General features: G+C 35.8%; 22 protein-coding genes and 3 pseudogenes. 18 read left to right on the top strand and 7 right to left on the bottom strand.

Features of this window, described 5'->3' with window-relative positions; translation table 11 throughout:
- Nucleotides 1-627: 627 nt before the first annotated feature.
- Nucleotides 628-1,644, top strand: a pseudogene (locus BCER98_RS21500) (UDP-glucose dehydrogenase family protein); the annotation flags it as partial.
- 631 nt (nt 1,645-2,275) lie between these two features.
- A complete protein-coding gene (gene wecB, locus BCER98_RS18900) occupies nt 2,276-3,391 on the top strand; it encodes a non-hydrolyzing UDP-N-acetylglucosamine 2-epimerase (RefSeq protein ID WP_012096193.1) in 1,116 nt (371 codons plus the stop codon).
- 61 nt (nt 3,392-3,452) lie between these two features.
- Here wecB and BCER98_RS18895 read toward each other — a convergent pair.
- A pseudogene (locus BCER98_RS18895) lies at nt 3,453-4,480 on the bottom strand (IS3 family transposase); the annotation flags it as partial.
- Between the two features lie 25 nt (nt 4,481-4,505).
- Between BCER98_RS18895 and BCER98_RS18890 the strand changes: the two are divergent.
- The 3 genes from BCER98_RS18890 (at nt 4,506) to BCER98_RS18880 (ending at nt 5,908) form a co-directional block, all read left to right on the top strand.
- Nucleotides 4,506-5,387, top strand: coding sequence for a ParM/StbA family protein (locus BCER98_RS18890; protein ID WP_235436426.1), 882 nt, complete (start codon nt 4,506-4,508; stop codon nt 5,385-5,387).
- Nucleotides 5,377-5,613, top strand: a complete 237-nt coding sequence (locus BCER98_RS18885) for a hypothetical protein (protein ID WP_012096190.1) — start codon at nt 5,377-5,379, stop codon at nt 5,611-5,613. Before BCER98_RS18890 ends, BCER98_RS18885 begins: the two co-directional genes overlap by 11 nt.
- A 94-nt stretch (nt 5,614-5,707) precedes the next feature.
- Nucleotides 5,708-5,908, top strand: a complete 201-nt coding sequence (locus BCER98_RS18880) for a hypothetical protein (protein ID WP_041810131.1) — start codon at nt 5,708-5,710, stop codon at nt 5,906-5,908.
- A gap of 70 nt (nt 5,909-5,978) precedes the next feature.
- Here the strand turns inward: BCER98_RS18880 and BCER98_RS18875 are convergent, their stop codons facing one another.
- Nucleotides 5,979-6,224 (bottom strand): hypothetical protein, encoded by a 246-nt coding sequence (locus tag BCER98_RS18875; RefSeq protein WP_012096189.1) that lies wholly within the window; start codon nt 6,222-6,224, stop codon nt 5,979-5,981.
- Nucleotides 6,221-7,321, bottom strand: coding sequence for a response regulator aspartate phosphatase (locus BCER98_RS18870; protein WP_176371964.1), 1,101 nt, complete (start codon nt 7,319-7,321; stop codon nt 6,221-6,223). The genes BCER98_RS18875 and BCER98_RS18870 overlap by 4 nt, the downstream gene beginning before the upstream one ends.
- A 347-nt stretch (nt 7,322-7,668) precedes the next feature.
- Between BCER98_RS18870 and BCER98_RS18865 the strand changes: the two genes are divergently transcribed.
- Nucleotides 7,669-8,277 carry a hypothetical protein gene (locus BCER98_RS18865; RefSeq protein WP_012096187.1) on the top strand — a complete coding sequence of 203 codons (609 nt, stop codon included), beginning with the start codon at nt 7,669-7,671 and terminating at the stop codon, nt 8,275-8,277.
- 19 nt (nt 8,278-8,296) lie between these two features.
- Here BCER98_RS18865 and BCER98_RS18860 read toward each other — a convergent pair whose 3' ends face one another.
- The 4 genes and pseudogenes from BCER98_RS18860 to BCER98_RS18845 all read right to left on the bottom strand — a co-directional run bounded on the left by BCER98_RS18860 (nt 8,297) and on the right by BCER98_RS18845 (nt 11,114).
- Nucleotides 8,297-8,491 carry a hypothetical protein gene (locus BCER98_RS18860; RefSeq protein ID WP_041810129.1) on the bottom strand — a complete coding sequence of 65 codons (195 nt, stop codon included), beginning with the start codon at nt 8,489-8,491 and terminating at the stop codon, nt 8,297-8,299.
- A 115-nt stretch (nt 8,492-8,606) separates the two neighbouring features.
- A pseudogene (locus tag BCER98_RS18855) lies at nt 8,607-9,112 on the bottom strand (HTH domain-containing protein); the annotation flags it as partial.
- Nucleotides 9,113-9,226: 114 nt separating this feature from the next.
- Nucleotides 9,227-10,378, bottom strand: a complete 1,152-nt coding sequence (locus BCER98_RS18850; protein WP_012096186.1) for an LCP family protein — start codon at nt 10,376-10,378, stop codon at nt 9,227-9,229.
- 97 nt (nt 10,379-10,475) lie between these two features.
- Nucleotides 10,476-11,114, bottom strand: coding sequence for a YigZ family protein (locus tag BCER98_RS18845; protein WP_012096185.1), 639 nt, complete (start codon nt 11,112-11,114; stop codon nt 10,476-10,478).
- 390 nt (nt 11,115-11,504) lie between these two features.
- Here BCER98_RS18845 and BCER98_RS18840 point away from each other — a divergent pair, with 390 nt between their 5' ends.
- From BCER98_RS18840 to ftsX, 12 genes are all read left to right on the top strand, one after another.
- Nucleotides 11,505-12,347: a DegV family protein gene (locus BCER98_RS18840; RefSeq protein ID WP_012096184.1), complete on the top strand. Its 843-nt coding sequence runs from the start codon at nt 11,505-11,507 to the stop codon at nt 12,345-12,347.
- Nucleotides 12,348-12,631: 284 nt separating this feature from the next.
- Nucleotides 12,632-12,946: a winged helix-turn-helix transcriptional regulator gene (locus tag BCER98_RS18835; protein ID WP_012096183.1), complete on the top strand. Its 315-nt coding sequence runs from the start codon at nt 12,632-12,634 to the stop codon at nt 12,944-12,946.
- 269 nt (nt 12,947-13,215) lie between these two features.
- Entirely contained in the window at nt 13,216-14,445 is a 1,230-nt protein-coding gene (locus BCER98_RS18830; RefSeq protein ID WP_012096182.1) for a C40 family peptidase, read from the top strand.
- A 128-nt stretch (nt 14,446-14,573) separates the two neighbouring features.
- Nucleotides 14,574-15,920 carry a DEAD/DEAH box helicase gene (locus BCER98_RS18825; RefSeq protein WP_109090172.1) on the top strand — a complete coding sequence of 449 codons (1,347 nt, stop codon included), beginning with the start codon at nt 14,574-14,576 and terminating at the stop codon, nt 15,918-15,920.
- Nucleotides 15,920-16,624, top strand: coding sequence for a ComF family protein (locus BCER98_RS18820; protein WP_012096180.1), 705 nt, complete (start codon nt 15,920-15,922; stop codon nt 16,622-16,624). The genes BCER98_RS18825 and BCER98_RS18820 overlap by 1 nt, the downstream gene beginning before the upstream one ends.
- 122 nt (nt 16,625-16,746) lie before the next feature.
- Nucleotides 16,747-16,944, top strand: a complete 198-nt coding sequence (locus tag BCER98_RS18815; protein WP_012096179.1) for a cold shock domain-containing protein — start codon at nt 16,747-16,749, stop codon at nt 16,942-16,944.
- Between the two features lie 354 nt (nt 16,945-17,298).
- Entirely contained in the window at nt 17,299-17,838 is a 540-nt protein-coding gene (gene hpf / locus BCER98_RS18810) for a ribosome hibernation-promoting factor, HPF/YfiA family (protein WP_012096178.1), read from the top strand.
- Nucleotides 17,839-18,200: 362 nt separating this feature from the next.
- Nucleotides 18,201-20,711, top strand: coding sequence for a preprotein translocase subunit SecA (secA, locus tag BCER98_RS18805; protein WP_012096177.1), 2,511 nt, complete (start codon nt 18,201-18,203; stop codon nt 20,709-20,711).
- 382 nt (nt 20,712-21,093) lie between these two features.
- Nucleotides 21,094-22,195, top strand: a protein-coding gene (gene prfB, locus BCER98_RS18800; RefSeq protein WP_109090158.1) for a peptide chain release factor 2 whose coding sequence is annotated in 2 segments (ribosomal slippage) — nt 21,094-21,165 and nt 21,167-22,195 — 1,101 coding nt in all. Because the reading frame shifts where the segments join, the coding sequence is not laid out codon by codon here.
- A 704-nt stretch (nt 22,196-22,899) separates the two neighbouring features.
- Nucleotides 22,900-23,223, top strand: coding sequence for a cytochrome c551 (cccB, locus tag BCER98_RS18795; protein ID WP_041810127.1), 324 nt, complete (start codon nt 22,900-22,902; stop codon nt 23,221-23,223).
- Between the two features lie 378 nt (nt 23,224-23,601).
- Nucleotides 23,602-24,288: a cell division ATP-binding protein FtsE gene (ftsE, locus tag BCER98_RS18790; protein WP_012096174.1), complete on the top strand. Its 687-nt coding sequence runs from the start codon at nt 23,602-23,604 to the stop codon at nt 24,286-24,288.
- Nucleotides 24,278-25,171 (top strand): permease-like cell division protein FtsX, encoded by an 894-nt coding sequence (ftsX, locus tag BCER98_RS18785; RefSeq protein WP_012096173.1) that lies wholly within the window; start codon nt 24,278-24,280, stop codon nt 25,169-25,171. The genes ftsE and ftsX overlap by 11 nt, the downstream gene beginning before the upstream one ends.
- The last annotated feature ends 112 nt before the right edge of the window (nt 25,172-25,283 follow it).

The raw sequence follows: 25,283 nt of genomic DNA, 5'->3' as shown, positions 1-25,283 counted from the left end.
TAACATATGGTATCACAAAAAGAGTAGAATTCAATCTTTTTTTCTATTCACTGCAATTGGAAATAGATAAAATATATGACAAATATCATGTCAATGAAGTATGTTGTAACGTTTCTGTAACACTTTTTACTATAGAGTAAAAGGGGGCTTTTCATCCCTGATTGATGATTAGCCTTCATCAATCAGACTTTTACGTACCCCCTCATTTCCGCCTATTTTCCTTGTTTCTCTCTGAATCTTGAGGTAAGACGAGCCGTTTCAACTTCTTTCGTTTTATATGTGTAGTGACGTGCTACTCGTTTGTATCATAATTTCTTTACTATAAGTGTTACACGTTAGAATACGTACATTTCACGTTAAAATATGGAAGTTTACATAACATGTGACGATATATTTGTAAAAAATATAAAAAAAGAGATGGTTTTTTTTACAAAATTTTAAAAAAGAAAGAAAAGACGGTTCATATAATAGAAGTCGTATCTCACTTTTCCTTCATCAAAATGATTGCTCCTATGTCGTATTTAGAAGTATCACGATTGTGTACTGATCTGTGAAAGGAGGAAGAACAGGGACCCTCTTATGTATGTCAGCACATTTCATGATAGTCACTCTGTGTAAAAAAATGAAATGAAAATTACAGTGGTGGGTGCGGGTTATGTTGGATTAATTACGGGGGTTGGGTATTCTGTTATCTGTTTTGATATAAAAAGAAAATAGAGCGAATACAGCAAGGAGACATGCGGATTTATGAACGGGGTTTGGAGCGCTTAGTAACGTTAATGAATAAAAAAGGCCGTTTCGCATTCACTTCTAGCAAAAGGGAGGCATTTACGCATTCGGATTACATCTTTATTGTGGTAGGAACGCTTTCTTTGCCAAATGGAACTGCTGATTTAACTTATATTCAGAATGCTTGTTATGATATTGGGACATATGTAAATCGAGATGTCATTATCATTACCAAAAGTAAAGTTCCTGTGGGAACGAACGAGTTAATAAAGAAGTGGATGTATAAGAATGTATGTAGCCAGCACCAAATAGAAGTAGTGTCAAATCTGGAATTTTTACGAGAAGGTTCAGGCGTATATGACTTTTTTTATAACAGATCTCCGTAGTGCAGAAATGATTAACTATGCATCGAATGCTCTTTTAGCTACAAAAGTTAGCTTTATTAATGAAATATCAAATATATGTGAGAAAACCGGGGCAAATATAATAGAAGTGGCGATGGATAAGCGCATTGGTTCTTCTTTCTTACAGGCCGGTATTGGCTACGGAGGATCATGTTTTCCGAAAGATACTAGGGCACTCGTTCAAATTGCTGGAAATGTTGCCCATGACTTTAAATTATTAAAGGCTGTCATTGAGGTGAATCATAATCAACAAAGATTGTTAATTGAGAAAGCAAAACAAGGGATAGATATGGAAGGAAAAAGAATAGTCGTGTTAGGAGCATCTTTCAAACCAAATACAGATGATATTCGAGAGGGCCCATCTCTTGTCATCATACAAGAATTAATCAAGATAGGAGAGAACGTCGTTGTATACGATCCACAAGCCCTTTCTCATCTCAAGCAAGTATTTGGTGACGAAATTCAATATGAAGCAATAGTTGGAGCTTATGCAGCGTTTATTGTAACAGAGTAGGAATCGATTCACAAGTATCCATTAGCAAGATATATTGCCTTTATCAGTTCCCGACAGAATACTTCCACTTCAAAGAATGTGTAGGGTGTAGCCCAATGAATAAGTGGGAGATGAATGTCGATTGGCATTAGCCAACATCTTTGCTACAATACATGTAGAACGAATTCAAGCGTGGTTGCTTGTTGCGTAAATAGAACTTGTCTGGTGGCTGTCGTTCGCCTACACCATTCGAAAGTCGCAAAAAGGATAAACTATCAAATCTGTGGCATGAAAACCAAGTGTCAGACCAAAAATAAGACTGTAAATATCATACGAATTTCGTATTAACCGTAGGAACTACGGGGGGAGCCTACTAAATAACCGATGGGTACATCGGTGTTCGTAGGAATCCCCCACTTCAAGCGTTAGCTAAGTGGGGGGAGTTCAATTGATGGGAGAAATTGTTATACTGATGAGGATGTGAAGAAACATAAAATCGATTATTACTCGATAGGAAGAAAGAGTATTTGTAATCGTAATGTTTCAATTATTGTCTAATGAAGCACTTACTTTTGCTTCGCTTTATTTTTGTCTATAATCAAGTATAGTAGTGACATTGTGTAATTTGTGAAAGAAAAGAGGCAGTGAAATGACTGAACGTTTAAAAGTAATGACGATTTTCGGAACACGTCCAGAAGCGATTAAAATGGCACCTCTTGTATTAGAGCTGCAAAAGCATCCGGATAAAATTGAATCGATTGTGACTGTAACAGCGCAGCATCGTCAAATGCTGGATCAAGTATTAAATATTTTTGGAATTACACCAGACTTTGATTTGAATATTATGAAGGACCGTCAAACTTTAATTGATATTACAACACGTGGTTTACAAGGTCTCGATCAAGTAATGAAAGAAGCAAAGCCGCATATCGTTCTTGTTCACGGTGATACAACAACGACATTTATTGCGAGTCTTGCGGCTTTTTATAATCAAATTCCTGTTGGTCACGTTGAGGCAGGACTTCGTACGTGGGATAAGTATTCTCCATATCCAGAAGAAATGAACCGCCAATTAACAGGTGTGATGGCTGATCTGCATTTTTCTCCAACAGCAAAATCAGCAACAAATTTACAAAAAGAGAATAAAGACGAGTCTCGTATTTTTGTAACAGGAAATACGGCAATTGATGCACTAAAAACAACTGTAAAAGAAACATATAGTCATCCTGTTCTAGAGAAGCTTGGTAACGACCGTCTTGTTCTTATGACGGCGCACCGTCGCGAGAACTTAGGTGAACCAATGCGCAACATGTTCCGTGCAATTAAGCGCCTTGTTGACAAACATGAAGATGTACAAGTTGTATATCCGGTTCATATGAATCCTGTTGTACGTGAAACAGCTAATGACATTTTAGGAGAGCATAATCGCATTCATTTAATTGAACCGCTAGATGTAATTGATTTTCATAATGTTGCAGCTCGCTCTTACTTAATACTAACAGATTCAGGTGGTGTGCAAGAAGAGGCGCCATCTCTTGGGGTGCCAGTTCTTGTTCTGCGCGACACGACAGAGCGTCCAGAAGGAATTGAAGCTGGTACATTGAAATTAGCAGGCACAGATGAAGAAACGATCTTTACACTTGCGGATGAGTTATTATCAAATAAGGAAGCGCATGATAAAATGGCGCAGGCATCCAACCCTTACGGTGATGGTCGTGCTTCAGAACGTATTGTAGAAGCAATCTTACAACATTTTAATAAATAACGAGAAAAAGAGCCGATTGAGTAGTAATCTGTACCCTTTGTAAAGGACATTTAAAAAAAAGTTAGGCAGCCGCGAGAAGATGATTTCTGTATTCAACAGGAGTCATCTTCTTTAAATTCCACTGATATCTATGCTGGTTATGGTATTTCATATAGTCTTTAATCTCTTGTTTTAGCTGGGAAAAAGATGTACAAGCTTTTATATGCGCTTCATCTTTAAAATGCCCGAAAAAAGATTCTTGGGGGGCATTATCCCAACAGTTCCCTCGTCTTGACATAGATTGTCCAAGCTTTAATTTTTTGACTCATTTTTGATAGATAGGACTTGTGTAATGAGCACCTTGATCAGAATGAATATAGGCATCTTTAGTTAATCGTACCATCTTATTCTTCTTTAGTTTGTGAAGAGTCGCCGTTGCGATATCTAGTGTAAGTCGTTCTGAAACATGATAGGCCAAAATTTCATTGGTGGATCCGTCTAAAATGGTAGATAAATATCCTTTCTGATTCTTACCATAAAACAGGTAGGTGATATCTGTAAGAAGCACTTTTCCAGGGGTACCTTGCCTGAATTCTCGCTTCAATCAATTTGGTACCACGAAATGTTCTTTCGTCGCTTTTATCATTCTTTTGTAAGGATTCGCTTTGCGGATCGGACAGATAATCCCGTATTTCTTCATAATTCTACGAATACGCTTCAAATTGTAGACAACTTGAAATTGACCCGCTAATGTCATTTTGATTTGACGAGCCCCTTTTTTTCGGTTTTTAAATCGAAATGCCTTTAATATCCATTCTTTCGTTATTTCATCCTGATCTATTCTGTTTTTTCGCTGCCTTTGCGAAGAAACAGAAAAATAATTATAGTATCCTGAACGTGAAACACCAGCGATCCCGCACAAATATTTCACCATATTTTTGAGGTTGTATGTTTCAATAATAGAACGAATTAACATATATTTTTGGTTAGGTCGTAACGTTATTTCTTTCTCATCCTCTCTTCCATAAGTTTTATCTTTGTTAACAATTCATTTTCAGCTTTTAATAGGTTTCGTTCCGCTTCCAAACGCGCATATTTCTCTTCTAATGTAGGAGAAGCATTGTCTGGTGGTAAGATGAAGCTTAAAACATATAAAGTTGAAGGAACAGAATATGTTTGGGGCGATGACATAATTAAAGTGAACAATACTTTAAACACATACGCTCAACAAAATCGTTATAAAACTAATCAGTATAAAACTCTATCAAAAATTGCATTAGCTGAAATGGCTGCTAAAACAAATGTGAAAAGTTATGATGAAATCTTAGTTATAACGGGCGTTCCAAGCGAGGAAATCGGAACAAAAGCCGTTGATGAAATTAAAGAAGTTTATCAAGGAGCTCATGATCTTGAGGTGAATGGTAAAAAAGTATCGATTAATGTTGTAGATGTTATTGTTCTTGCTCAACCGGTAGGAACAGTTATGAGCCGTTATTTAGATGAAGATGGATTTGTTGCAGATGATACTTATGAAGATATGACAGTAGGTATTATTGATATCGGAACTGGTACAACAGATTTAGATGTAATCTCTATGCTGCGTCGTGAAAAAGAATCTACTTCTGTTCCAAAAGGAATGCATGATGTTTATGAACCAATCGTAGCTAAAATTAAAAAAGAAACAAGTGCAACTATTAATGATTATAAATTAGAAAAAGTATTTGAAGAAGGTGCTTACCAAGCTTCAAAGCGTATGGATCCAATTGATTTTAATGATGAAAAAACTGCATCTATTAAAGAAGTTTATGATTTTATCGTAAACGGAGTAAATAATGCATGGAAAACATTTGACCGTTTTGATGAAGTGCTAGTTTCTGATGGTGGCGCGAATACATTCCATGAGTTATTGGAAGAATGGATTGGTAAAGTAACAAAATTAGAAGAAAGCCAAACTGCAAACGTGGAGGGCTTCTACAGATACGGTAAATTCGAGGTAGGCGAAGAAGATGGCGAATAAGACATACCTTCTGTCTTATGATGATGTATTAGATAAAGACATTAAAGAGTGGTTAGAATCTTTACCACGTAATAGAAAAGCTGAAATGGTTCGTGCTATTAGACAATACATGCATACAAGTGGTTCTATTATTATTTCTCCAATGAAAGAAGAAAAAGTAGAGCCTAAAAAAGTTGAAAGAAAACGTCCTAAGTTAGGTAGGGGCGGTAATTTCGAAAAAGAGTAATTACAACCGAATATAAAAAGAGAACGCTCTTCACAGCTTGCCGGCACGAAAGAGCGTTCTCTACACTTTGAAAATCTGAAAGGATGATTTAACAATGTCAAATACCCTATTCAAATTAACTACTAGTGAGCCTATTCTACCACAAACTCGTAGTAAAAAGGAACTGTTCGGAACAATCCGCTCATTCTTTGCGAAAAAGTGCCAGAGATTAAATGAGTGGTTTGGTATTGAAGAATGTAAATCAGATCGTATTTGGTACTATGGAACATTATCACTTATGTTATTTCTAAATTAATATATTAATATGGTCGTAATGTATGATATTACAAAAAAGAGGGCGCCACAGCGTCCTCTTTTTTAGGTATTTAAATATGTTCTCCATGATCAGTATAAACATCACCGTATTCGTATGCTGGTGCAGGCGGTCTACCATGGTCAAGAGCAACCACTCCAGTATTTCCATGTGCCTTATCTTCATAACTAGAAACATAATCTGGTCGTTGTGGTGCAGGCGGTCTACCATGATCAGCTTGTGATGTATAAGATTCTGCAAAACTTCCAATAGTTAAAACAGCAGCAAAACTAACAAATCCCATTAGTACTTTTTTCATTTTAACGCACTTCCCTTCTGAAGCAATTCTTTAGCATCATAAGATATATTAAAATATTGGCTAGCTTTCTCATGATTACCTTCTTGATAAAGTTTTTTCGCTAAAATTCCAGAGTACTCTTCAATAAAGCCATAAAGTTTTTGGGATTCAAAGTAATCTAGTCCATCTGCAATCGTTGTTTCTAGATTCTGCTTATAATTTTCATCATATTGTGCTCGAAGTATTCGTAAATGATGTGTATATTCAACATCAGCTAATTCAAAGCCTTCAGTCAAAAATTCTTGTGCTTTTTCAATTTCATTTACTTTGAAATGTTCTCGAGCCAGTAAGAATACAGTTTTATGATATGGTTTTTCAGATTTATATACATCCATTAAATGTCGAATTGCAGTTGCGGATATACCTTGTTTTGCATAAAGGAAACCTAAGTTATACTGAATTAAGGTAATTAGTCGAGTGCAGTTATGTTTTTTAGCCATATCCAAACATTTAACAAAAAGTTCTTCGCCTTGTTCAAACTGACTTAAAGTGACACTTGCCAACCCCAGGATTGTATCGCATTCAATTTGATTTATTACATAATCTTCATGTTTTTTGTATATGTCTTTTGCTTTCATTACATGCTTAATTGTTAATAAAGGTTGTTGAAGATGGTAATATAGTTCACCAAGTTTATAATTAAATTCAGCTTTTTCAATGTCATTAGGAATATACTCTAAAAGTCGTTCAGCTTCTTCAAATTGCTCCATAGCTTCCATATAGTTAGCAATCATGGTGTTATGCACAGCTTTATAGAAATGGTAGTAGTATTTTAAATACTCATCAATAGTTTTTGTTGTAAGTTTTTCAACTGCATCAAAATCACTACGAGTTACATATGATTTATTTATTAACACTTTATAACTATAATCCAATAGGGAATAATACAATAAGAGATTTTGATCTTGTAGATCTCGGTTTTGTTCGACCATTAAGACACTAATCTTTTCATCAACTTCTTCTTTCATTCTTGTTGCTTTTGTTATTTGCTTAGATAGAATAACTTTATACCATTCATTTAATAATTTTGTAACTTTCTCATTATTCAGAATTCTAATATCGCAATCTCCTTTATTTAGTTTATATAAAATCAATCATAACAAAGTTTAATTGTAATAAGTTGTAAAAAATAACTTTATAAATATAATTCTTAATTTTTAAAATATTTTTTATCAATTGACGTAAATTTATCGGTAAATTGTTAGATTGTAAAGATAGGATTATTTATATAAAAATCATTCTTAATCCAGTAATGACATGGTTTTAAGAAGGTTTGTCGAATTGTTTTGTGAAAATTTTAATCTGAATATTGTTTATTTTTTTGGATTTTATAGTCTATTATCAGGGGTGTGCTAGTAAATACCGGTAAATTAGCATAAATTTTCAAAAGAATGGAGATGTTATTATGGGTTATAAAAATTTATTAAAGAAAAAAACAATCCCAATGTTACTAGTTGGTGGAATGTTAGCTAGTACTGGATGGGGTGCAGGTAATGCATATGCAGATTCGCCTACAGCACCTGAAGCTGCTAATTCATCCGCAAAATTTGCAGGTGTAACATCACCTTTGGATACTTCAAATGCAGACTTTGAAGTATTATACAGCGAAACAGTAAAATTTGATGAAAATGAAAACGTTATTAATAGAGAGGTTTCAGGCACTGAAACTCGTACAAGTAATACGCAGGGAGTAATTATTGCTGATGGTAGTTTCAATTGGAAACATGCTAGTAGTAAAGATTCAAGCAATAGAATTAATAAAGACAGTTATAATGTAGGACTTATTTTAGTAAATGGATTATCTTCTTATATTCCTTGGAAACCAGTACAGGTTACAGCACAAGTAGTCGCAAGCGGATTAATGTATTTTAATCAACCTTCTGTTACGTATTATCATACTGAAGCATACAGAGATATCGATGCTGTTAACCATTATGTAAAAACAGTAACGGATACAATTAAAAATGGTAAGAAAGTATACACTGATACAAAAGTTATGAAATATACAAGATAAAAAAGAGAACCGAACTAGACTATTTATCTAGTTCGGTTTTCTTTTTATATAAACGATTTATTAAGTCAATAATCCATGAATTAATAATAACTACTGTGAAAATTACAAACAAAGCTACAATATTTTCATTAGAAGCTATATATGGTATAAACGTACCGCGCACTAAAAAGAATATAATTAGAGCGAATGCAATTGCCCAAATAAATTTTAACATTAATTCACCTCCTCTAAAAAATACAAAAGTAATTTTAAAATATAACTATTCTGTTTTGGAAATAAGATTCCTTTTAGTATGTACTAAGAATTATAGAAAAGGGGTCCAGAAAACGGATATTTTTTGTTCTGCATATCCATGTTTTGAGGTTGTATGTTTCAATAATAGAACGAATTAACATATATTTTTGGTTAGGTCGTAACGTTAGTTCTTTCTCATCCTCCCTTCCATAAGTTTTATCTTTTTTAACAATTCATTTTCAGCTTTTAATAGGTTTCGTTCCGCTTCCAAACGCGCATATTTCTCTTCTAATGTAAGTTCTCTCTCTAGCTTTCTTCCTGAGTTTTCTTTACGCGTATCTCTTAGACCAAATACACCATCTTTCTTATAGGAAGTACGCCACCGATTTCCTGATGATATAACACGTTGTATGCCAATGATTTCTACATCAAATCCACATTCTTCAAAAATAATGCGAGGGGGTTTTCCTTTTTCGTTTTCTTTAATGAAAATACGCTTGAATTCGTCGGTATAAGTAATTCCTTTTGGGCTGACCGATTTTACGTATCGATTTTTTGATAGTATTTCAATTTCTTTTTCTGTAAATAGTTTTTTCGTCATTTTGAAATGTCTCCGATTCTCATTTTTCTCTCATTATACAAGAAATACCCTATAGAATAGACCTTTTTTTAAGTGTCTATCCTATAGGGTACATTTTATAGCATCGGCTCTTTTTTATTGATGATTTCGCATAATCCACTCTGCATGCGCATTTGTAGAGGGTGGTGACTCTGGTACTTTTTTGTTTGCAGCAGGTTTCTCCTCATTATTTGCACCTGATTGTGAAGATGTATTTTTGTTTGCATCTTTATTTTGCTCTGCTGTTCCTTCGTTTGTATCGGTTGTTGATTCTGTTTGTTCATCAGCTTTTCCGATATTTTTCTTAATCGAATTACGAATAACTTGCATGCTTATTTCATCTGGAATGAAGTAATAGATTCCATCTATTTTTTTGTCTTCTCCTTCTAGTTTTAACGTTTCGATATGAGAAGGATCGAAATCAGAAAATTTCTTGTAAACAGCAAGCCCATCAAAGATCGGTATATCAGTTTTTATATATTTTCCAACGACATCTGCTAAATCTTTAATTTTAAATACGGTTGATGCAGAGTTCAATTTGTGTATAACAGCAGCAAGTACTTGACGCTGTCTTGCGGCACGGCCGTAATCTCCATTTGGATCCTGCTTTCGCATGCGAACATAAGCAAGAGCTTCCTCCCCATTTAAATCGTGCTTTCCTTGTTTAAAGTGGATTTTTTTATCATAGTTCGTATCGGAACGTTCCCAAAAATCAAATGGGACATCGACAGTAACGCCTCCCACTGCATCGACAATTCCTTTAAATCCTTTAAAGTCAATTTTTACATAGTGATCAACAGGAACTTCTAAAAAGTTTTCAACAGTGTCTATTGCCATACTTTCTCCGCCATAAGCATGTGCGGCATTGATTTTGTCTTTTCTATTCTTTCCTGCAATCGTTACCCGTGAGTCACGTGGAATGCTCATGAGGGAGACCTTTTTAGATTTCGGATCCACGGTTGCAAACATAAGGGAATCCGTTCGACCGTTTTGCCCATCTGTTGCATAATCTTCAATCCCCATAATAAGAACGGTAAACGGAGTTTTTGTGATTTCTACATCTTCTGCACGTAACTTGGATTTATCGCGTGTAAAGCCATTATACATTTCCATAAGTGAAGAGTAAGAATTAAGAAAGTATAGCCCTACACTGCCAAATAGGCATGCAAAAATAAGAAAGAGAACCAATTTACGTCTACGTTTCTTTTTTACTCTTCTTTTTTGGAGATGATGATAACGATCTTCCATATATAATCTCCTTTTAATGTAAGGTTATAATCTTAGCTATTCTATTTCCATAATGGAAGTTAGAATAGTCTTTTATATTTGTCACTCAGAACAAGATTTATTGTGGGACATCTTGTTCGAGGTATAGCATATCGTCTTCTTTAATTGTACATTGCCCATTTGTTAGTTCAATCATCCAATCGGTAAAGTTTTGTTTCTGATCTTCTTCTACATACGTAGCAAACGTTACGTTCTCTAAGTACTGTATATCTTTGATGGCATACTCAGAGTGGCGCAATTCATTCTCAACTTTTCCGAGTAATGTATAGTCAATCTCTGTTTTCATCACACGCATTAGTTTTCGTTCGACTATACCTACATGGTTAATCCCTTCACTTGTACATTTTCCGTATGCGCGAATGAGACCGCCTGCCCCTAGTTTAATACCACCAAAGTAACGTGTAACGACAACGACGGTATCTTTCAAACCGCGTTTTTTAAGTACTTCTAGCATTGGAACGCCAGCTGTACCGCTCGGTTCGCCATCATCATTTGCTTTTTGAATTTGATCTTGTTCGCCGATTAAATAAGCAGAACAGTTATGCGTCGCATTCCAATGTTGTTTTTTTATTTTTTGGATAAATGCTTGCGCCTCTTCTTCAGTTTTGGCTCGGCTAATATAACAGATAAATCTTGATTTTTGAATGACAATTTCGTGCTCACCGTAGCCTTTGATTGTTAAATATTGTAATAACAATGATATACGCCCCTATCTTTCGGAATCACTAGTATTTACATTGTAAAAGGGAGCGTTTTTAGATTCAAACATTTTTTAAAAATATATCGTAAATTTAGGCGGAGATTTAATGTTTTTATTGTAATTTGTTGATGCTTTTATTATAATTTTTAACCAGCATTTTCATACATTAATGCACCTTTTCTAGTTTTCGTGTAAAATTAGAAATAAAGTGAAACTTTAATCAGTGGGGGGTTCTTCATCCATCACTGATTATGAGCCCTCACCAATCGGGCTGTTACGGGCATTCCTACTCCCACCTATCTTCTTTGTTACTCTTTGAACCTTGAGGTGGGAGTCTTACTGCCCTAAAATAGCGGAATAAAAAATTTTTATAAGGTAGGTACGAAAATGAGAACAGCTATTGTTACTGATAGTACAGCATATATACCAAAGCATATTCGTGAAGAACTCAATATACACATGATTCCATTAAATGTTGTTTTCGGAACAACATCTTATCAAGAGGAAGAAGAGATAACAGCTGATGATTTTTATGTGAAAGTACGTGAACAAGAAGAATTGCCAAAGACTTCTCAGCCGGCAATCGGAAAGTTTGTCGAGCTGTTTGAAGAATTAGCAAAAGAATATGATGCTGTTATTAGTATCCATCTTTCAAGTGGGATTAGTGGGACATATCAAACAGCGACAACAGCTGGACAGATGGTCGAGGGTATTGATGTGTACGCATATGATTCTGAAATCAGTTGTGAAGTGCAAGGGTTTTATGTTCGTGAAGGGGCAAAAATGGCGCGTGAAGGCAAGACACCTGAAGAGATTTTAAAGCGATTTGATGAGATGAAAAAGACGATTGATGCATATTTTGTTGTGGATGATCTACATCATTTACAACGAGGCGGTCGTTTGAATAGTGCGCAAGCGTTTATTGGAAGCTTACTTCAAGTGAAGCCGATATTATATTTTAGAGATAAAGTTATTATTCCTTTTGAAAAAATTCGTACGCGCAAAAAAGCATTAAAGCGCATTGTTGAAATCTTTGATGAGCAGGCGAGTAAAGGGCTGCCAATGGAAGCTGTTATTATTCATGCAAATCGTGAAGAGGAAGCAGAGGCATGGAAGCAAGAATTGCAAGAGAAATATCCACATGTTACAATTCGAACTAGCTATTTTGGAGCTGTTATTGGTACGCATTTAGGAGAAGGCTCGATTGGCTTAGGTTGGTATACAAAATAAAAAATGTAAAAGCTCTCTTTTTTGAAGAGAGTTTTTTTACGGATTGGTATGTCCGTTCATCCTACCATTTATTTCTATTTTGGAAATGGAAGTTTTATTGTTCGTAGGTCCTCAATTTGAGAAGACTAGTTAGCAGTGGTGAGGGAAAAATGCGGATTAAATTCCCGCTTTATTTGACAAGTAAATATTTAGGAATGATAAAATGTACATAATTTAAAATGAAGAAAGTTTTATTGCTTACTTTTTATAAGAAACTATATTACAATAAAAGAGAGGTGAAACATATGGAGCATAATTCTTGCTTATGTCCAAAGTTCGAGTCGGCCTTCACACTGCTTAGTAAGAAGTGGACGGGGTTAATTATTAAATCTTTATTAGAAGAGCCGAAGCGTTTTAGAGAAATCGCTGATATTATCCCGAATATGAGCGATCGTATGTTGTCAGAGCGTCTAAAGGAATTAGAAAGCGAAGGCATTGTTGTTCGTAATGTGTATCCAGAAGTACCTGTCCGAATTGAATACGGACTAACTGATAAAGGAAAAGCACTGGAGAGTGTTATGAACGAGGTTCAAAATTGGGCTGAAAAATGGGTGAAATAAAAGTAAGTTAAGTAATGCTTTGTATACTGGAAAAAACGTAGGGCGATCCTACGTTTTTTCTGTAACAAATAGATGACAATTATATAAAAAAACGATGTTTTTTCTTAAGATTCTACAAATACATATAGAATTAGAGCTGGTTTGTGCTTGGATTTTCGAAAGAATATTACATTTATTTTACAAAAACGTAACATTGACAAAAAAACTGCCGAATTATGGTATAAGTTTTAATAGATTATATTCGGAAAAGAAAGCGGTGTAAAAACAAAATGAAAAAGCTAAAGATGGCATCTTGCGCATTGGCTGCAGGAATGATGTTTTCAGTGGTAGCACCAAATGTATTCGCAGAAAAGATTGATGACGTAAAAACACAAATTAATGCACAAAATGATACTTTACATAAACAACAACAAGAACGTGATGAGCTTCAAAAGCAAATGAATGACTTAAATAAAACGATTCAAAACTTAGATAAGTCTGTTCAAGAGAATACAGCGAAGCTTGATGAAACAACAAAAAAAGTTGCTGAAACAGAGCAATTAATTGAGGAGAAAAGTAAGCATATTGCTGAGTTACAAACAAAGATTTCTAAACGTGAAGAATTGCTGAGAAAACGTTTAGTAGCACTTCAAGAACAACCAAATACGAACGTTGTAGCAGAGGTTGTTGTGAACTCTAAGAACATTGCTGATTTAGTAGATCGTTTAACTTCAGTTTCTAAAATTTTTGAATCTGATGAAGATATTATGAAAACGCAACAAAGCGATCAAGAAGCTGTGAAAAGAGACGTTGAAACAGTTAAGCAAAAGCAAAAAGAGCTGAAAGAAGCACAATCAAAAATTGAAGCAGCAAAGAAAGAGCTTGATGCTGAAAAAGCAAAAAAACAAGAAGCGGTAAATGAATTAAGTGCTAAAATGGACACTGTTGTAAAAAATATGACAAGTACAGAAGGTCAATTAAAAGAGCTTGAAAAGCAAGCGTTATATTTACAACAATTAGCTGAAAAAGAAGAACAAGAAAAAGAAAAGGCTGCACAAGAAGCGGCTGCTCAAAAACAAGTAGCAGAGGCTCAAACACAACAAGCAGCTCCGCAAGAACAGCCTAAAAAAGAACCGAAAAAATCAGCTCCAACTCCTGCGCAAAACCCAGCTCCAGCTCCTGGTGTAATTGGTAAAGCACAGCAATATTTAGGTATGCCATACGTTTGGGGAAGTGCATCTCCATCAAACGGTGGTTTTGACTGCAGTGGTTTCATCTCTTATGTTTATGGAGTAGGTCGTCAAGATGTTGCTGGTTACTGGAACTCTGTTTCTAAAGTAAGCAGTCCACAACCAGGAGATTTAGTATTCTTCCAAGGTACTTACAAAGCAGGTCCATCTCACATTGGTATTTATGTTGGTAATGGACAAATGATTCATGCTGGTGATAAAGGTATTGCATACTCTAGCTTAAGCAGCAGTTACAATCAAAAACATTTCTTAGGTTATGGTAGATTCTAAGATTTGTAACATATAAAACATGTGTATAAAGTCGATAGCTTACTATTTTATAAGTAGGTTATCGGCTTTTTTGATTTTTTACAGTGTTACGACAAGGAAGTAAAGTAGAGAAGGGGGGATGTCTAATGATACAAAAAGGAAGACAAATGTTATTGCATGAACTTTCATGGTCAAAAGAACAGTTGCACGATTTCATAAGTAGAGGGGAGATTGTATTAGAAAAAGGGATTGTTCGAAAAAGTTCCAATTATATATGCCAACGTTGCGGGAATCAAGAGAAACGTCTATTTGCATCATTTTTATGCAAAAGGTGTAATCAAGTATGTGCGTATTGCCGGAAGTGTATTATGATGGGACGAGTAAGCGAATGTACGATGCTTGTTCGAAGTGTTTGCGAAGGGAAACAAGAATGTTTTCCTCATGCCTTGCAGTGGAAAGGAGTATTGTCACCGGGGCAAAATAGGGCTGCAAAAGGGGTAGTAGAAGCAATTAAACAGAAAGAGTCCTTTTTTATTTGGGCGGTATGTGGTGCTGGAAAAACGGAGATGTTGTTTTCTGGCATAGATGAAGCGCTTAAAAACGGTAAGCGAGTTTGTATAGCGACGCCTCGAAAAGATGTTGTATTAGAATTAGCTCCACGACTACAAGAAGTGTTTCCAGATATACCATTTGCGACATTATACGGAGGCAGTAAAGAATATGAAAAAGAAGCGATGCTTATCGTAACTACAACTCATCAGTTGCTTCGCTATTATAGGGCGTTTGATGTCATGATTATAGATGAAATTGATGCTTTTCCGTATGCGATGGATCATATGTTACATGAGGCCGTAAGAAAAGCGGCGAAGGAGGATGCTTCCTATATTTATTTAACAGCAACTCCAGAAGAGAAATGGAAACAGAGTGTGCAAAATGGTAAACAAAAAGGTGTTATTATATCAGGACGTTATCATCGCCATCCATTACCGGTTCCTAAATTAAAATGGTGTGGAAATTGGAGAAAACTACTTCGACGTAAACAAATTCCTCAAGTTCTATTGGACTGGCTTCTTATATATCTACAAAAACATTATCCTATCTTTTTATTTGTTCCTCATATTTGTTATGTAGAGGAAGTAACGGCTGTGTTACAAAGATTACATCATAAAATTGCTGGTGTTCATGCAGAAGATCCAATGAGAAAAGAGAAAGTAGAGGCATTTCGTAAAGGGGATATACCACTACTCATAACTACAACTATATTGGAGAGAGGGGTAACGGTCACGAATTTACAAGTAGCTGTGCTAGGAGCAGAAGAGGATATTTTTTCTGAAAGTGCACTGGTTCAGATAGCGGGCCGCGTTGGTAGAAGTTCTCACAATCCAAAGGGGGAAGTCATTTATTTTCATTATGGAAAAACGAAAGCAATGACTGCTGCGAAAAAGCATATTCAATTTATGAATAAAAGGGCTAAACAAGAAGGGTTGATAGATTGATGCACTGTTTACTTTGTGACGATTATATTGCCGAAGAAGCGAGTTGGTATTCTTTTTTTATTCGGTCTCACGATAGATACATATGCAATCTATGTGAACGAAAACTTTCCTATATAACAGGAGAATTTTGTCATGGCTGTGGTCGTCCGTTATCTTCTCTTGATCCGGCATATAGGTACGGGGAAATTTGTAGAGATTGTATGAAATGGAAAGAGGAAAATTGCTTTCCTTTCATAAAGAATCGTTCTACATATGTGTATAATGATGGAATGAAAGAGATATTAGCACGGTTTAAGTTTCGAGGTGATGCAGAGCTTGTGAAGGTTTTTCAAATTGGCTTTGTATCGACATTTCAAAAATACTTTTCAAATGCACAATTCCTTATTCCTGTGCCCCTTAGTAAAGAACGAGAGTATGAGCGGGGCTTTAATCAGGCTGAACGATTAGCAGCCTGCTTGCCAATTCCTATTTTACCAACATCTTTAACTAGAAAAGAGACAGAGAAACAGAGCAAAAAGGGGAGAATAGAGAGGATAGCTGCTGCCAATCCTTTTTACTTTCAAGAAGAAGAGTGTTTGACAGGGCAACATCTTGTAATTATAGATGACGTATATACGACAGGTATTACGGTGAGGCAAGTCGGTGAATTACTATATCATGCAGGTGCACAAAGTGTATCCAGTTTGACGCTTTGCCGAGGATAGTAGATGTCGAAAGATACAATAAAAAGGCGACAAGTCTTCTTTGACTTGACAGGTTGTCATTCGTTATAGTCAAACTATAGGACAAATGTCCTGATTTTTAGAGTGAAGGGAATGGAACAAGCATGCAAGGAAGAGTAAAATGGTTCAATGCAGAAAAAGGATTTGGATTTATTGAACGCGAAGATGGCGATGATATTTTTGTCCATTTTTCTGCAATTCAGCAAGAGGGGTATAAAACATTAGAAGAAGGACAAAATGTGGAATTTGATATTGTAGATGGAGCACGTGGACCGCAAGCGGTGAATGTTGTGAAGTTGTAAAGGATTTTAAGAACATAGAGCTGCGATTGTGGCAACGTTTATATAATTGGAAACCCTTGCTGTGACAAGGGTTTTTTATGTTATATGGATTCTGTTAGATAGAACCGCTATCGATTGGATTTTTCCTTATGTAGAAAGTATTGTCAAAAAGTTGTTTCTTTTCTGTAACGAATTGTCCATACTTATATTCGTTATGTATAGTGTTAATAGGGTAAAATGAAAATAGAAACGATGCATCTTTTCAACAAAAAACGATAAAAATTGCAATTTCAACAACTTTTTTAAAAAAGTGAAAAGGGTTTTTTAAGCCGGTGTCGAAATAATATACATAGGCTTGAAAGGAGGAATTCATCTATGAAATTCAACATTCGTGGTGAAAATATCGAAGTAACTCCAGCATTAAAGGAATATGTAGAAAAGAAGCTGAGCAAAATAGAGCGCTATTTTGATACATTCCCAGAAGTGAAGGTCAACTTAAAAGTATACTCTGACAAGCAAAGAGTCGAAGTAACAATTCCATTTACAGACTTATTACTTCGCGCCGAAGAAACTCATAGCGATATGTACGCTGCAATTGACTTAGTAGTTGATAAAATTGAGCGTCAAATTCGTAAGCATAAAACAAAAGTAAATCGTAAGTTACGTGAAAAAGGTTCTGCTAAAACTGCCTTTATTCTTCCGGATCAGTTAGGTCAAGAAGAAGTACAGGAAGATGAATTAGAACTTGTACGTACAAAACGATTTGACTTAAAACCAATGGACGTTGAAGAGGCGATTTTACAAATGGATATGTTAGGTCATAACTTCTTCGTCTTCACAAATGCAGATACAAACGAAACAAATATCGTATATGGCCGCAAAGATGGAAAATATGGATTAATTGAAGCAAAATAACGATTCAAAAGCGTAGCTGTCAAAGGCTACGCTTTTTTTTTGAATTGTATGAAATAGAATGTGCCTATTATTTTGTAGGAAGCACTGATTTATAGAATTTTTGTTCAGTTGTTCCTGTATTATTATCGTTTTTTGTCATAGTATAAAAAATCGAGTTATTTTATATAAAGGATACATTTGGACGATTGTTGTCATAGCTATAAAACAAGTGTTACAATTATCATTAGGTTTATACATTTTGGTTTTTTAAATTAGGAGAGAAATTGGCAGAACATAAATTGCTTTTTATCACGACTGATTGATGAAATATAGAGAGCAGACAATCAGAGGTGTTATTTTAATAAAAGAGGAGCGTATTTCCTATGATCGGTATTTTAAAAAAGGTATTTGATGCAAATCAACGCCAAATTAAACGTATGCAGAAAATGGTAGATCAAATCGAGTCACTTGAACCGACTATAAAGCCATTAACTGATGAACAATTAAAGGGAAAAACAGCTGAGTTTAAAGAACGTCTGGCAAAAGGTGAGACAGTAGATGATTTATTACCAGAAGCTTTCGCTGTTGTGCGAGAAGCGGCACACCGCGTTCTGGGTATGCGCCCATACCCAGTTCAGTTAATGGGTGGTATTGCTTTACATGAAGGGAATATAGCAGAAATGAAAACTGGTGAAGGGAAAACGTTGACGTCTACCTTACCCGTATATTTAAATGCTTTAGCAGGTAAAGGCGTTCATGTTGTGACAGTCAATGAATATTTAGCACAGCGTGACGCAAGTGAAATGGGAAAACTTCATGAATTTCTTGGTCTAACAGTGGGAATTAATTTAAATAGTATGTCGCGGGAAGAGAAACAAGCTGCGTATGCTGCTGATATCACATATAGTACAAACAATGAACTTGGTTTTGACTATTTACGTGATAACATGGTGCTATATAAAGAGCAGCGCGTGCAACGTCCGCTTCATTTTGCGATTATTGATGAAGTCGATTCTATCTTAATAGATGAAGCGCGTACGCCGCTTATTATTTCTGGACAAGCACAAAAATCAACAGAATTATATATGTTTGCGAATGCATTTGTTCGTACATTAGAAAATGAAAAAGATTATACATTTGATGTAAAAACAAAAAATGTGATGTTAACAGAAGATGGAATTACAAAAGCGGAAAAAGCATTCCATATCGAAAATTTATTTGATTTAAAACATGTAGCACTTCTTCATCATATTAATCAAGCTCTTCGTGCACACGTTGTTATGCACCGTGATACGGATTATGTGGTACAAGAGGGCGAAATTGTTATCGTAGACCAATTCACTGGTCGTCTTATGAAAGGACGCCGCTACAGTGAAGGGTTACACCAAGCAATTGAAGCAAAAGAAGGCGTAGAAATTCAAAATGAAAGTATGACGCTTGCCACAATTACATTCCAAAACTACTTCCGTATGTATAAAAAGTTATCAGGTATGACTGGTACAGCGAAGACAGAAGAAGAAGAGTTCCGCAACATTTATAATATGAATGTTATTGTTATTCCAACGAATAGACCTGTTATTCGTGATGACCGTGCCGATTTAATTTTTAAAACGATGGAAGGCAAATTCAATGCGGTTGTTCAAGATATTGTGAAACGTCATAAAAATGGTCAACCAGTCCTTGTTGGTACTGTAGCAATTGAAACGTCAGAGCTTATCTCAAAAATGTTAACAAGAAAAGGTGTACGTCATAACATCTTAAATGCGAAAAACCATGCGCGTGAAGCCGATATTATTGCAGAAGCTGGTGTGAAAGGCGCTGTAACAATCGCGACCAATATGGCTGGACGGGGTACAGATATTAAGCTAGGTGAAGGAGTAAAAGAAGTTGGCGGTTTAGCCGTTATCGGGACAGAACGCCATGAGAGCCGCCGCATTGACAACCAGTTACGCGGTCGTGCTGGACGTCAAGGAGACCCTGGTGTGACGCAGTTCTACTTATCTATGGAAGATGAACTTATGCGCCGCTTCGGTTCTGATAATATGAAAACGATGATGGATCGCCTCGGAATGGATGATTCACAACCAATCGAAAGTAAGATGGTTTCTCGTGCGGTAGAATCAGCTCAAAAACGTGTAGAAGGAAACAACTATGATGCACGTAAGCAGCTTCTACAATATGATGATGTACTTCGTCAACAACGTGAAGTAATTTATAAACAACGTCAAGAAGTAATGGAATCTGAAAACTTAAGAAGCATCATCGAAGGGATGATGAAGTCTACGGTAGACCGTGCAATTGCGCTTCATACACAAGAAGAAGTGGAAGAAGATTGGAACATAAAAGGTCTTATTGACTACTTAAATACAACTCTTCTTGAAGAAGGCGACATTAAAGAAGAAGAATTACGTCGTCTTGCCCCAGAAGAGATGAGCGAACCAATTATGGCAAAAGTATTAGAGCGCTATGATGCAAAAGAAAAACTTCTGCCAGAAGAACAAATGCGTGAATTTGAAAAAGTTGTTGTGTTCCGTGTTGTAGATACGAAGTGGATGGATCATATTGATGCGATGGATCAACTTCGTGAAGGGATTCATTTACGTGCTTACGGTCAAATTGACCCACTTCGTGAATATCAAATGGAAGGCTTTGCGATGTTTGAAGCGATGATCGCTTCCATTGAAGAAGAAATCTCTCGTTACATTATGAAAGCGGAAATCGAACAAAATTTAGAGCGCCAAGAAGTGGCACAAGGAGAAGCAATTCATCCAGTAGATAGCGGTGAAGAAGCAAAGAAAAAACCAGTTGTTAAAGGTGAACAAGTTAGACGTAACGACTTATGTCCATGTGGTAGCGGTAAAAAATATAAAAACTGCTGCGGTGTTGGGAAATAAGAAAAGCGGAGGCGGCTCGTTCAGAATGGGAGGGGGATGGAACTCCTGACAAAGAGGCGCACTTTGCCTCGGAGGAAGGAGTGAAGCCACCGAGCATTCTAGCGGCCGGAGCTGGATCAAAAAAAGCGGAGGCGGCTCGTTCAGAACAAAAGAGGCCATTGGAACTCGTAAGAAAGCAGTGAAATGATCGACTGTTCTGACCACCAGAGCTGAATTAAAGAAAAGCAACTTGTATCCTGAAGCAAGCATTTCTGCGAAGAAAATGGAAAGTTTTTAGAAATATCCATATAATAAAAAGAGCGAAACTCTCTCTGGAAAAGGCGGGGAGAGTTTCCCTTGTTTTTTTATCAAGCGTAACAGTAATTGCATAGAGGTGAAGGAAATGGAATTAGTTGAAATTAGACAGGAATTAGAGAAAATGGCTAAGAGATTAGCGGCTTTTAGGGGGTCTCTTTGACCTTCCTGCAAAAGAAAAGCGCATTGCAGAATTAGAAGAAACGATGATGGAAGCTGGCTTTTGGGATGACCAACAAGGTGCTCAAACTGTTATTAATGAAGCAAATGCATTAAAAGATATGGTTGGGAAGTTCCGTCAGCTAGATGAAACATTTGAAAATTTAGAAGTAACACATGAACTGTTAAAAGAAGAGTACGATAAAGATTTACATGAGGAATTGGAATCTGAAGTGAAATCTTTAATACAAGAAATGAATGAATACGAATTGCAATTGTTATTAAGTGATCCTTATGATAAAAATAATGCCATTTTAGAATTGCACCCAGGTGCAGGTGGAACAGAGTCACAAGACTGGGGATCGATGTTATTGCGCATGTATACAAGATGGGCTGAAAAGCGCGGATTTAAAGTGGAAACAGTAGATTACTTACCAGGTGATGAAGCTGGTATTAAGAGTGTGACGCTGTTAATTAAAGGTCATAATGCATACGGTTATTTAAAAGCTGAAAAAGGTGTACATCGTCTTGTTCGTATTTCACCATTTGATTCTTCAGGTCGTCGCCATACATCATTTGTATCTTGTGAAGTTGTACCTGAATTTAATGATGAAGTTGAAATTGAAGTACGTACAGAAGATTTAAAGGTGGATACGTACCGTGCAAGTGGTGCTGGTGGACAGCACGTTAATACGACAGATTCAGCAGTTCGTATTACACATATACCGACAAATACGATTGTAACTTGTCAATCGGAACGTTCACAAATTAAAAACCGTGAGCATGCGATGAAAATGTTAAAAGCAAAATTGTACCAAAAGAAATTAGAAGAGCAACAAGCGGAATTAGATGAAATCCGTGGGGAACAAAAGGAAATTGGCTGGGGTAGCCAAATTCGTTCTTACGTATTTCACCCATATTCTCTTGTTAAAGATCATCGTACAAATACAGAGGTTGGTAACGTACAAGCGGTTATGGATGGAGAAATCGACCCATTTATTGATGCATATTTACGTTCTCGTATTTCCTAAAAAGCATACTAAAAATAGTAGCGCAGATCACCACACTATGGTCTGAACTACTATTTTTTATAGTGGAGGAAAATGAAGTGCAGTAGTGGCTAGCATACAAAACTCCGATTTCGCACGGAAAAATGTGCTCTTGCACTGTTTTTTCTTATGTGAGCCTTTCAATTGTTGATTAGAAGATGCGGCATGTAAACGGTGGATTATTTTTTAATATTAGCATGAGGTACTGCGTGATGCTTATGTATGTTTTTTGATAGAGAATTAAAAAAGGGCTCCAAAAACTCAAGTTTCACTGTCTTTTTGGATACCCCACATCGGAGAGAAAATAGAGGATAACAAGAGGCTGTGTCTGTATAGGTAGGAAAAAGGAGGAGAAGTTGAGTAGCAACTTCTTTTTTGCTGGAGTTGCTTTTAGCATACAAGGTTACATATTGTTTTGTAAAAAGCAGAAAATATAAGAATTAGGATACAAATGAAGAAAATGCATCCAAGATTTTGGATTGCTTTTTGTTTGAAAAAACTTCTTTATAAAGTTGTAGAGATGTTCACAGAATTGAAACAATTGGCAGAAGCGCTATATCTATAGGAATTGTTAAAATTATTCTATGTAGATTCGTTTTTCTTCATTTGGATTATGATTATAATGACAGATGAGTGCATAAGTGCATATGAAAGATAAATAAATATGAATAATGGGAGCGATAGAGTTGAAAAAAAAACTGTTGGCTGTTGTCTTAGGAACATCATTGGTTTTTGCCCTAGGGGCATGCGGAAAGAAGGAGGAAGAGAAATCTTCTAATCAATCTGCAAGCACTGATACTGCAGAACAAATTTTCCAAAAGAGTTGTGCAGGTTGTCATGCGAAGGATTTATCTGGAGCAACTGGACCTGATTTAAGAAAAGTAGGCGATAAATATGATGCCGCTGATATTGAAGATATTATTAAAAAGGGCCGCGGATCAATGTCACCGGGATTGATTCAAGGTGAAGATGCAAAAAAAGTAGCGGAATGGTTGGCAGAGCATAAATAAGAAATGAGTTACTGAGGAGACAATTGAGAAACCGAGCAGACTTAAACTTTCATCAGATTATTTTTTTATGTATGAAACGAGAGTTTGCTCGGGTTTTTTGTTATGCATTTGAAGGTAGTGCAATTCTTCGCTCCTGTAACATAACTGTAACAAAATTGTATCTGAATTGGAAACCGATTGATGTTACAATGTAATTTGTAGAATTTTGATGAAAGACATACATAAGGTAATGATAGTGATAAGGAATAAAGCTTTATCACTGTTATTTTGTATAGGTTTTGATGTCATAAGAATTGTGGAGTAAGAGCTATTACTCTAAGTTTTAAATAGATAAAAAGAGTGTTTCGAAAAAAATCATTAAGTATTGGGTGATAAATAATGATAAAAATGACGAATGTTTATAAGGAGTATCCGAATGGTATGAAAGCCATTTCTGGGATTACGGTTACCATTAAGCAGGGTGAATTCGTATATGTAGTTGGACCGAGTGGAGCGGGGAAATCAACATTTATTAAAATGATGTATCGTGAAGAAAAACCATCAACAGGATCTATTAATGTAAATGGTCTTGTAATTGAAAATTTAGCAGAAAGAGATGTTCCATACTTTCGCCGCCAATTAGGTATTATCTTCCAAGACTTTAAATTATTACCTAAATTAACGGTATATGAGAATGTTGCGTTTGCCTTAGAAGTAATTGAAGAAGAACCTGAGGCAATCCGTGAGCGAGTAAAAGAAGTATTAACTCTTGTAGGCCTTGAAGATCGCGCAAGTGCACTTCCAAGTGAGCTTTCTGGTGGAGAGCAGCAACGTGTGGCAATTGCAAGAGCGATTGTAAATAGACCAAAGGTTGTAATTGCCGACGAACCAACAGGTAACTTGGATATTGATACAGCGCTTGATATTATGAATATTTTTAAACGCATTAATGAGCGTGGTACAACAATTATCATGGCAACGCATAATGCAGATATCGTAAATACAATTCGCCATCGCGTAATTGCGATTGAAGACGGAAAAATTGTTCGAGATGAGATTGAGGGAGGATACGGATATGAAGGCTAAAACCCTTAGTCGACATTTACGAGAAGGTGTAAAAAATCTATCCCGTAACGGATGGATGACGTTTGCTTCTGTAAGTGCAGTAACAGTTACATTATTACTTGTAGGTGTCTTTTTAACAGCGATTATGAATATGAACCATTTTGCAACGAAAGTAGAGCAAGATGTAGAAATTCGTGTACACATTGATCCAGCAGCAAAAGAAGCTGATCAAAAGAAATTAGAAGATGATATAAGTAAGATTGCAAAAGTCGACTCTATTAAGTATTCTTCTAAAGAAGAAGAGTTAAAACGTTTAATTAAAAGCTTAGGTGATAGTGGAAAAACGTTTGAGTTATTTGAACAAGATAATCCACTTAAAAATGTATTCGTTGTAAAAGCAAAAGAACCAACAGATACAGCGACAATCGCGAAGAAGATTGAAAAAATGCAGTTTGTAAGTAATGTTCAGTACGGAAAAGGACAAGTTGAAAAATTATTTGATACTGTAAAAACAGGCCGTAACATCGGAATCGTGTTAATTGCTGGTCTTTTATTCACAGCTATGTTCTTAATCTCTAACACAATTAAAATTACAATTTATGCAAGAAGCACGGAAATTGAAATTATGAAACTTGTAGGTGCTACAAACTGGTTTATTCGTTGGCCGTTCTTGTTAGAAGGTTTATTCTTAGGTATTTTGGGTTCCATTATCCCAATTATCGTCATTTTATCTTCTTACAACTCTTTACAAGGTATGTTTAATGAGAAACTAGGCGGAACAATTTTTGAACTATTACCATATAACCCATTCGTATTCCAATTAGCAGGCTTGTTAGTGTTAATTGGTGCCTTAATCGGTATGTGGGGAAGTGTCATGTCAATTCGTCGCTTCTTAAAAGTATAAAAAGTTGCAAACATAATTCGTACAAGCTTATCATATAGTAGAAATAGATAAAAGGCATCACACAATGTGTGATGCCTTTTGCTACACCACCTGTGTGTTTTGGAAAGGGGAA

The organism is Bacillus cytotoxicus NVH 391-98, assembly GCF_000017425.1.
GTDB lineage: Bacteria > Bacillota > Bacilli > Bacillales > Bacillaceae_G > Bacillus_A > Bacillus_A cytotoxicus.
This window is presented reverse-complemented; position numbering and strand designations above follow the sequence as displayed.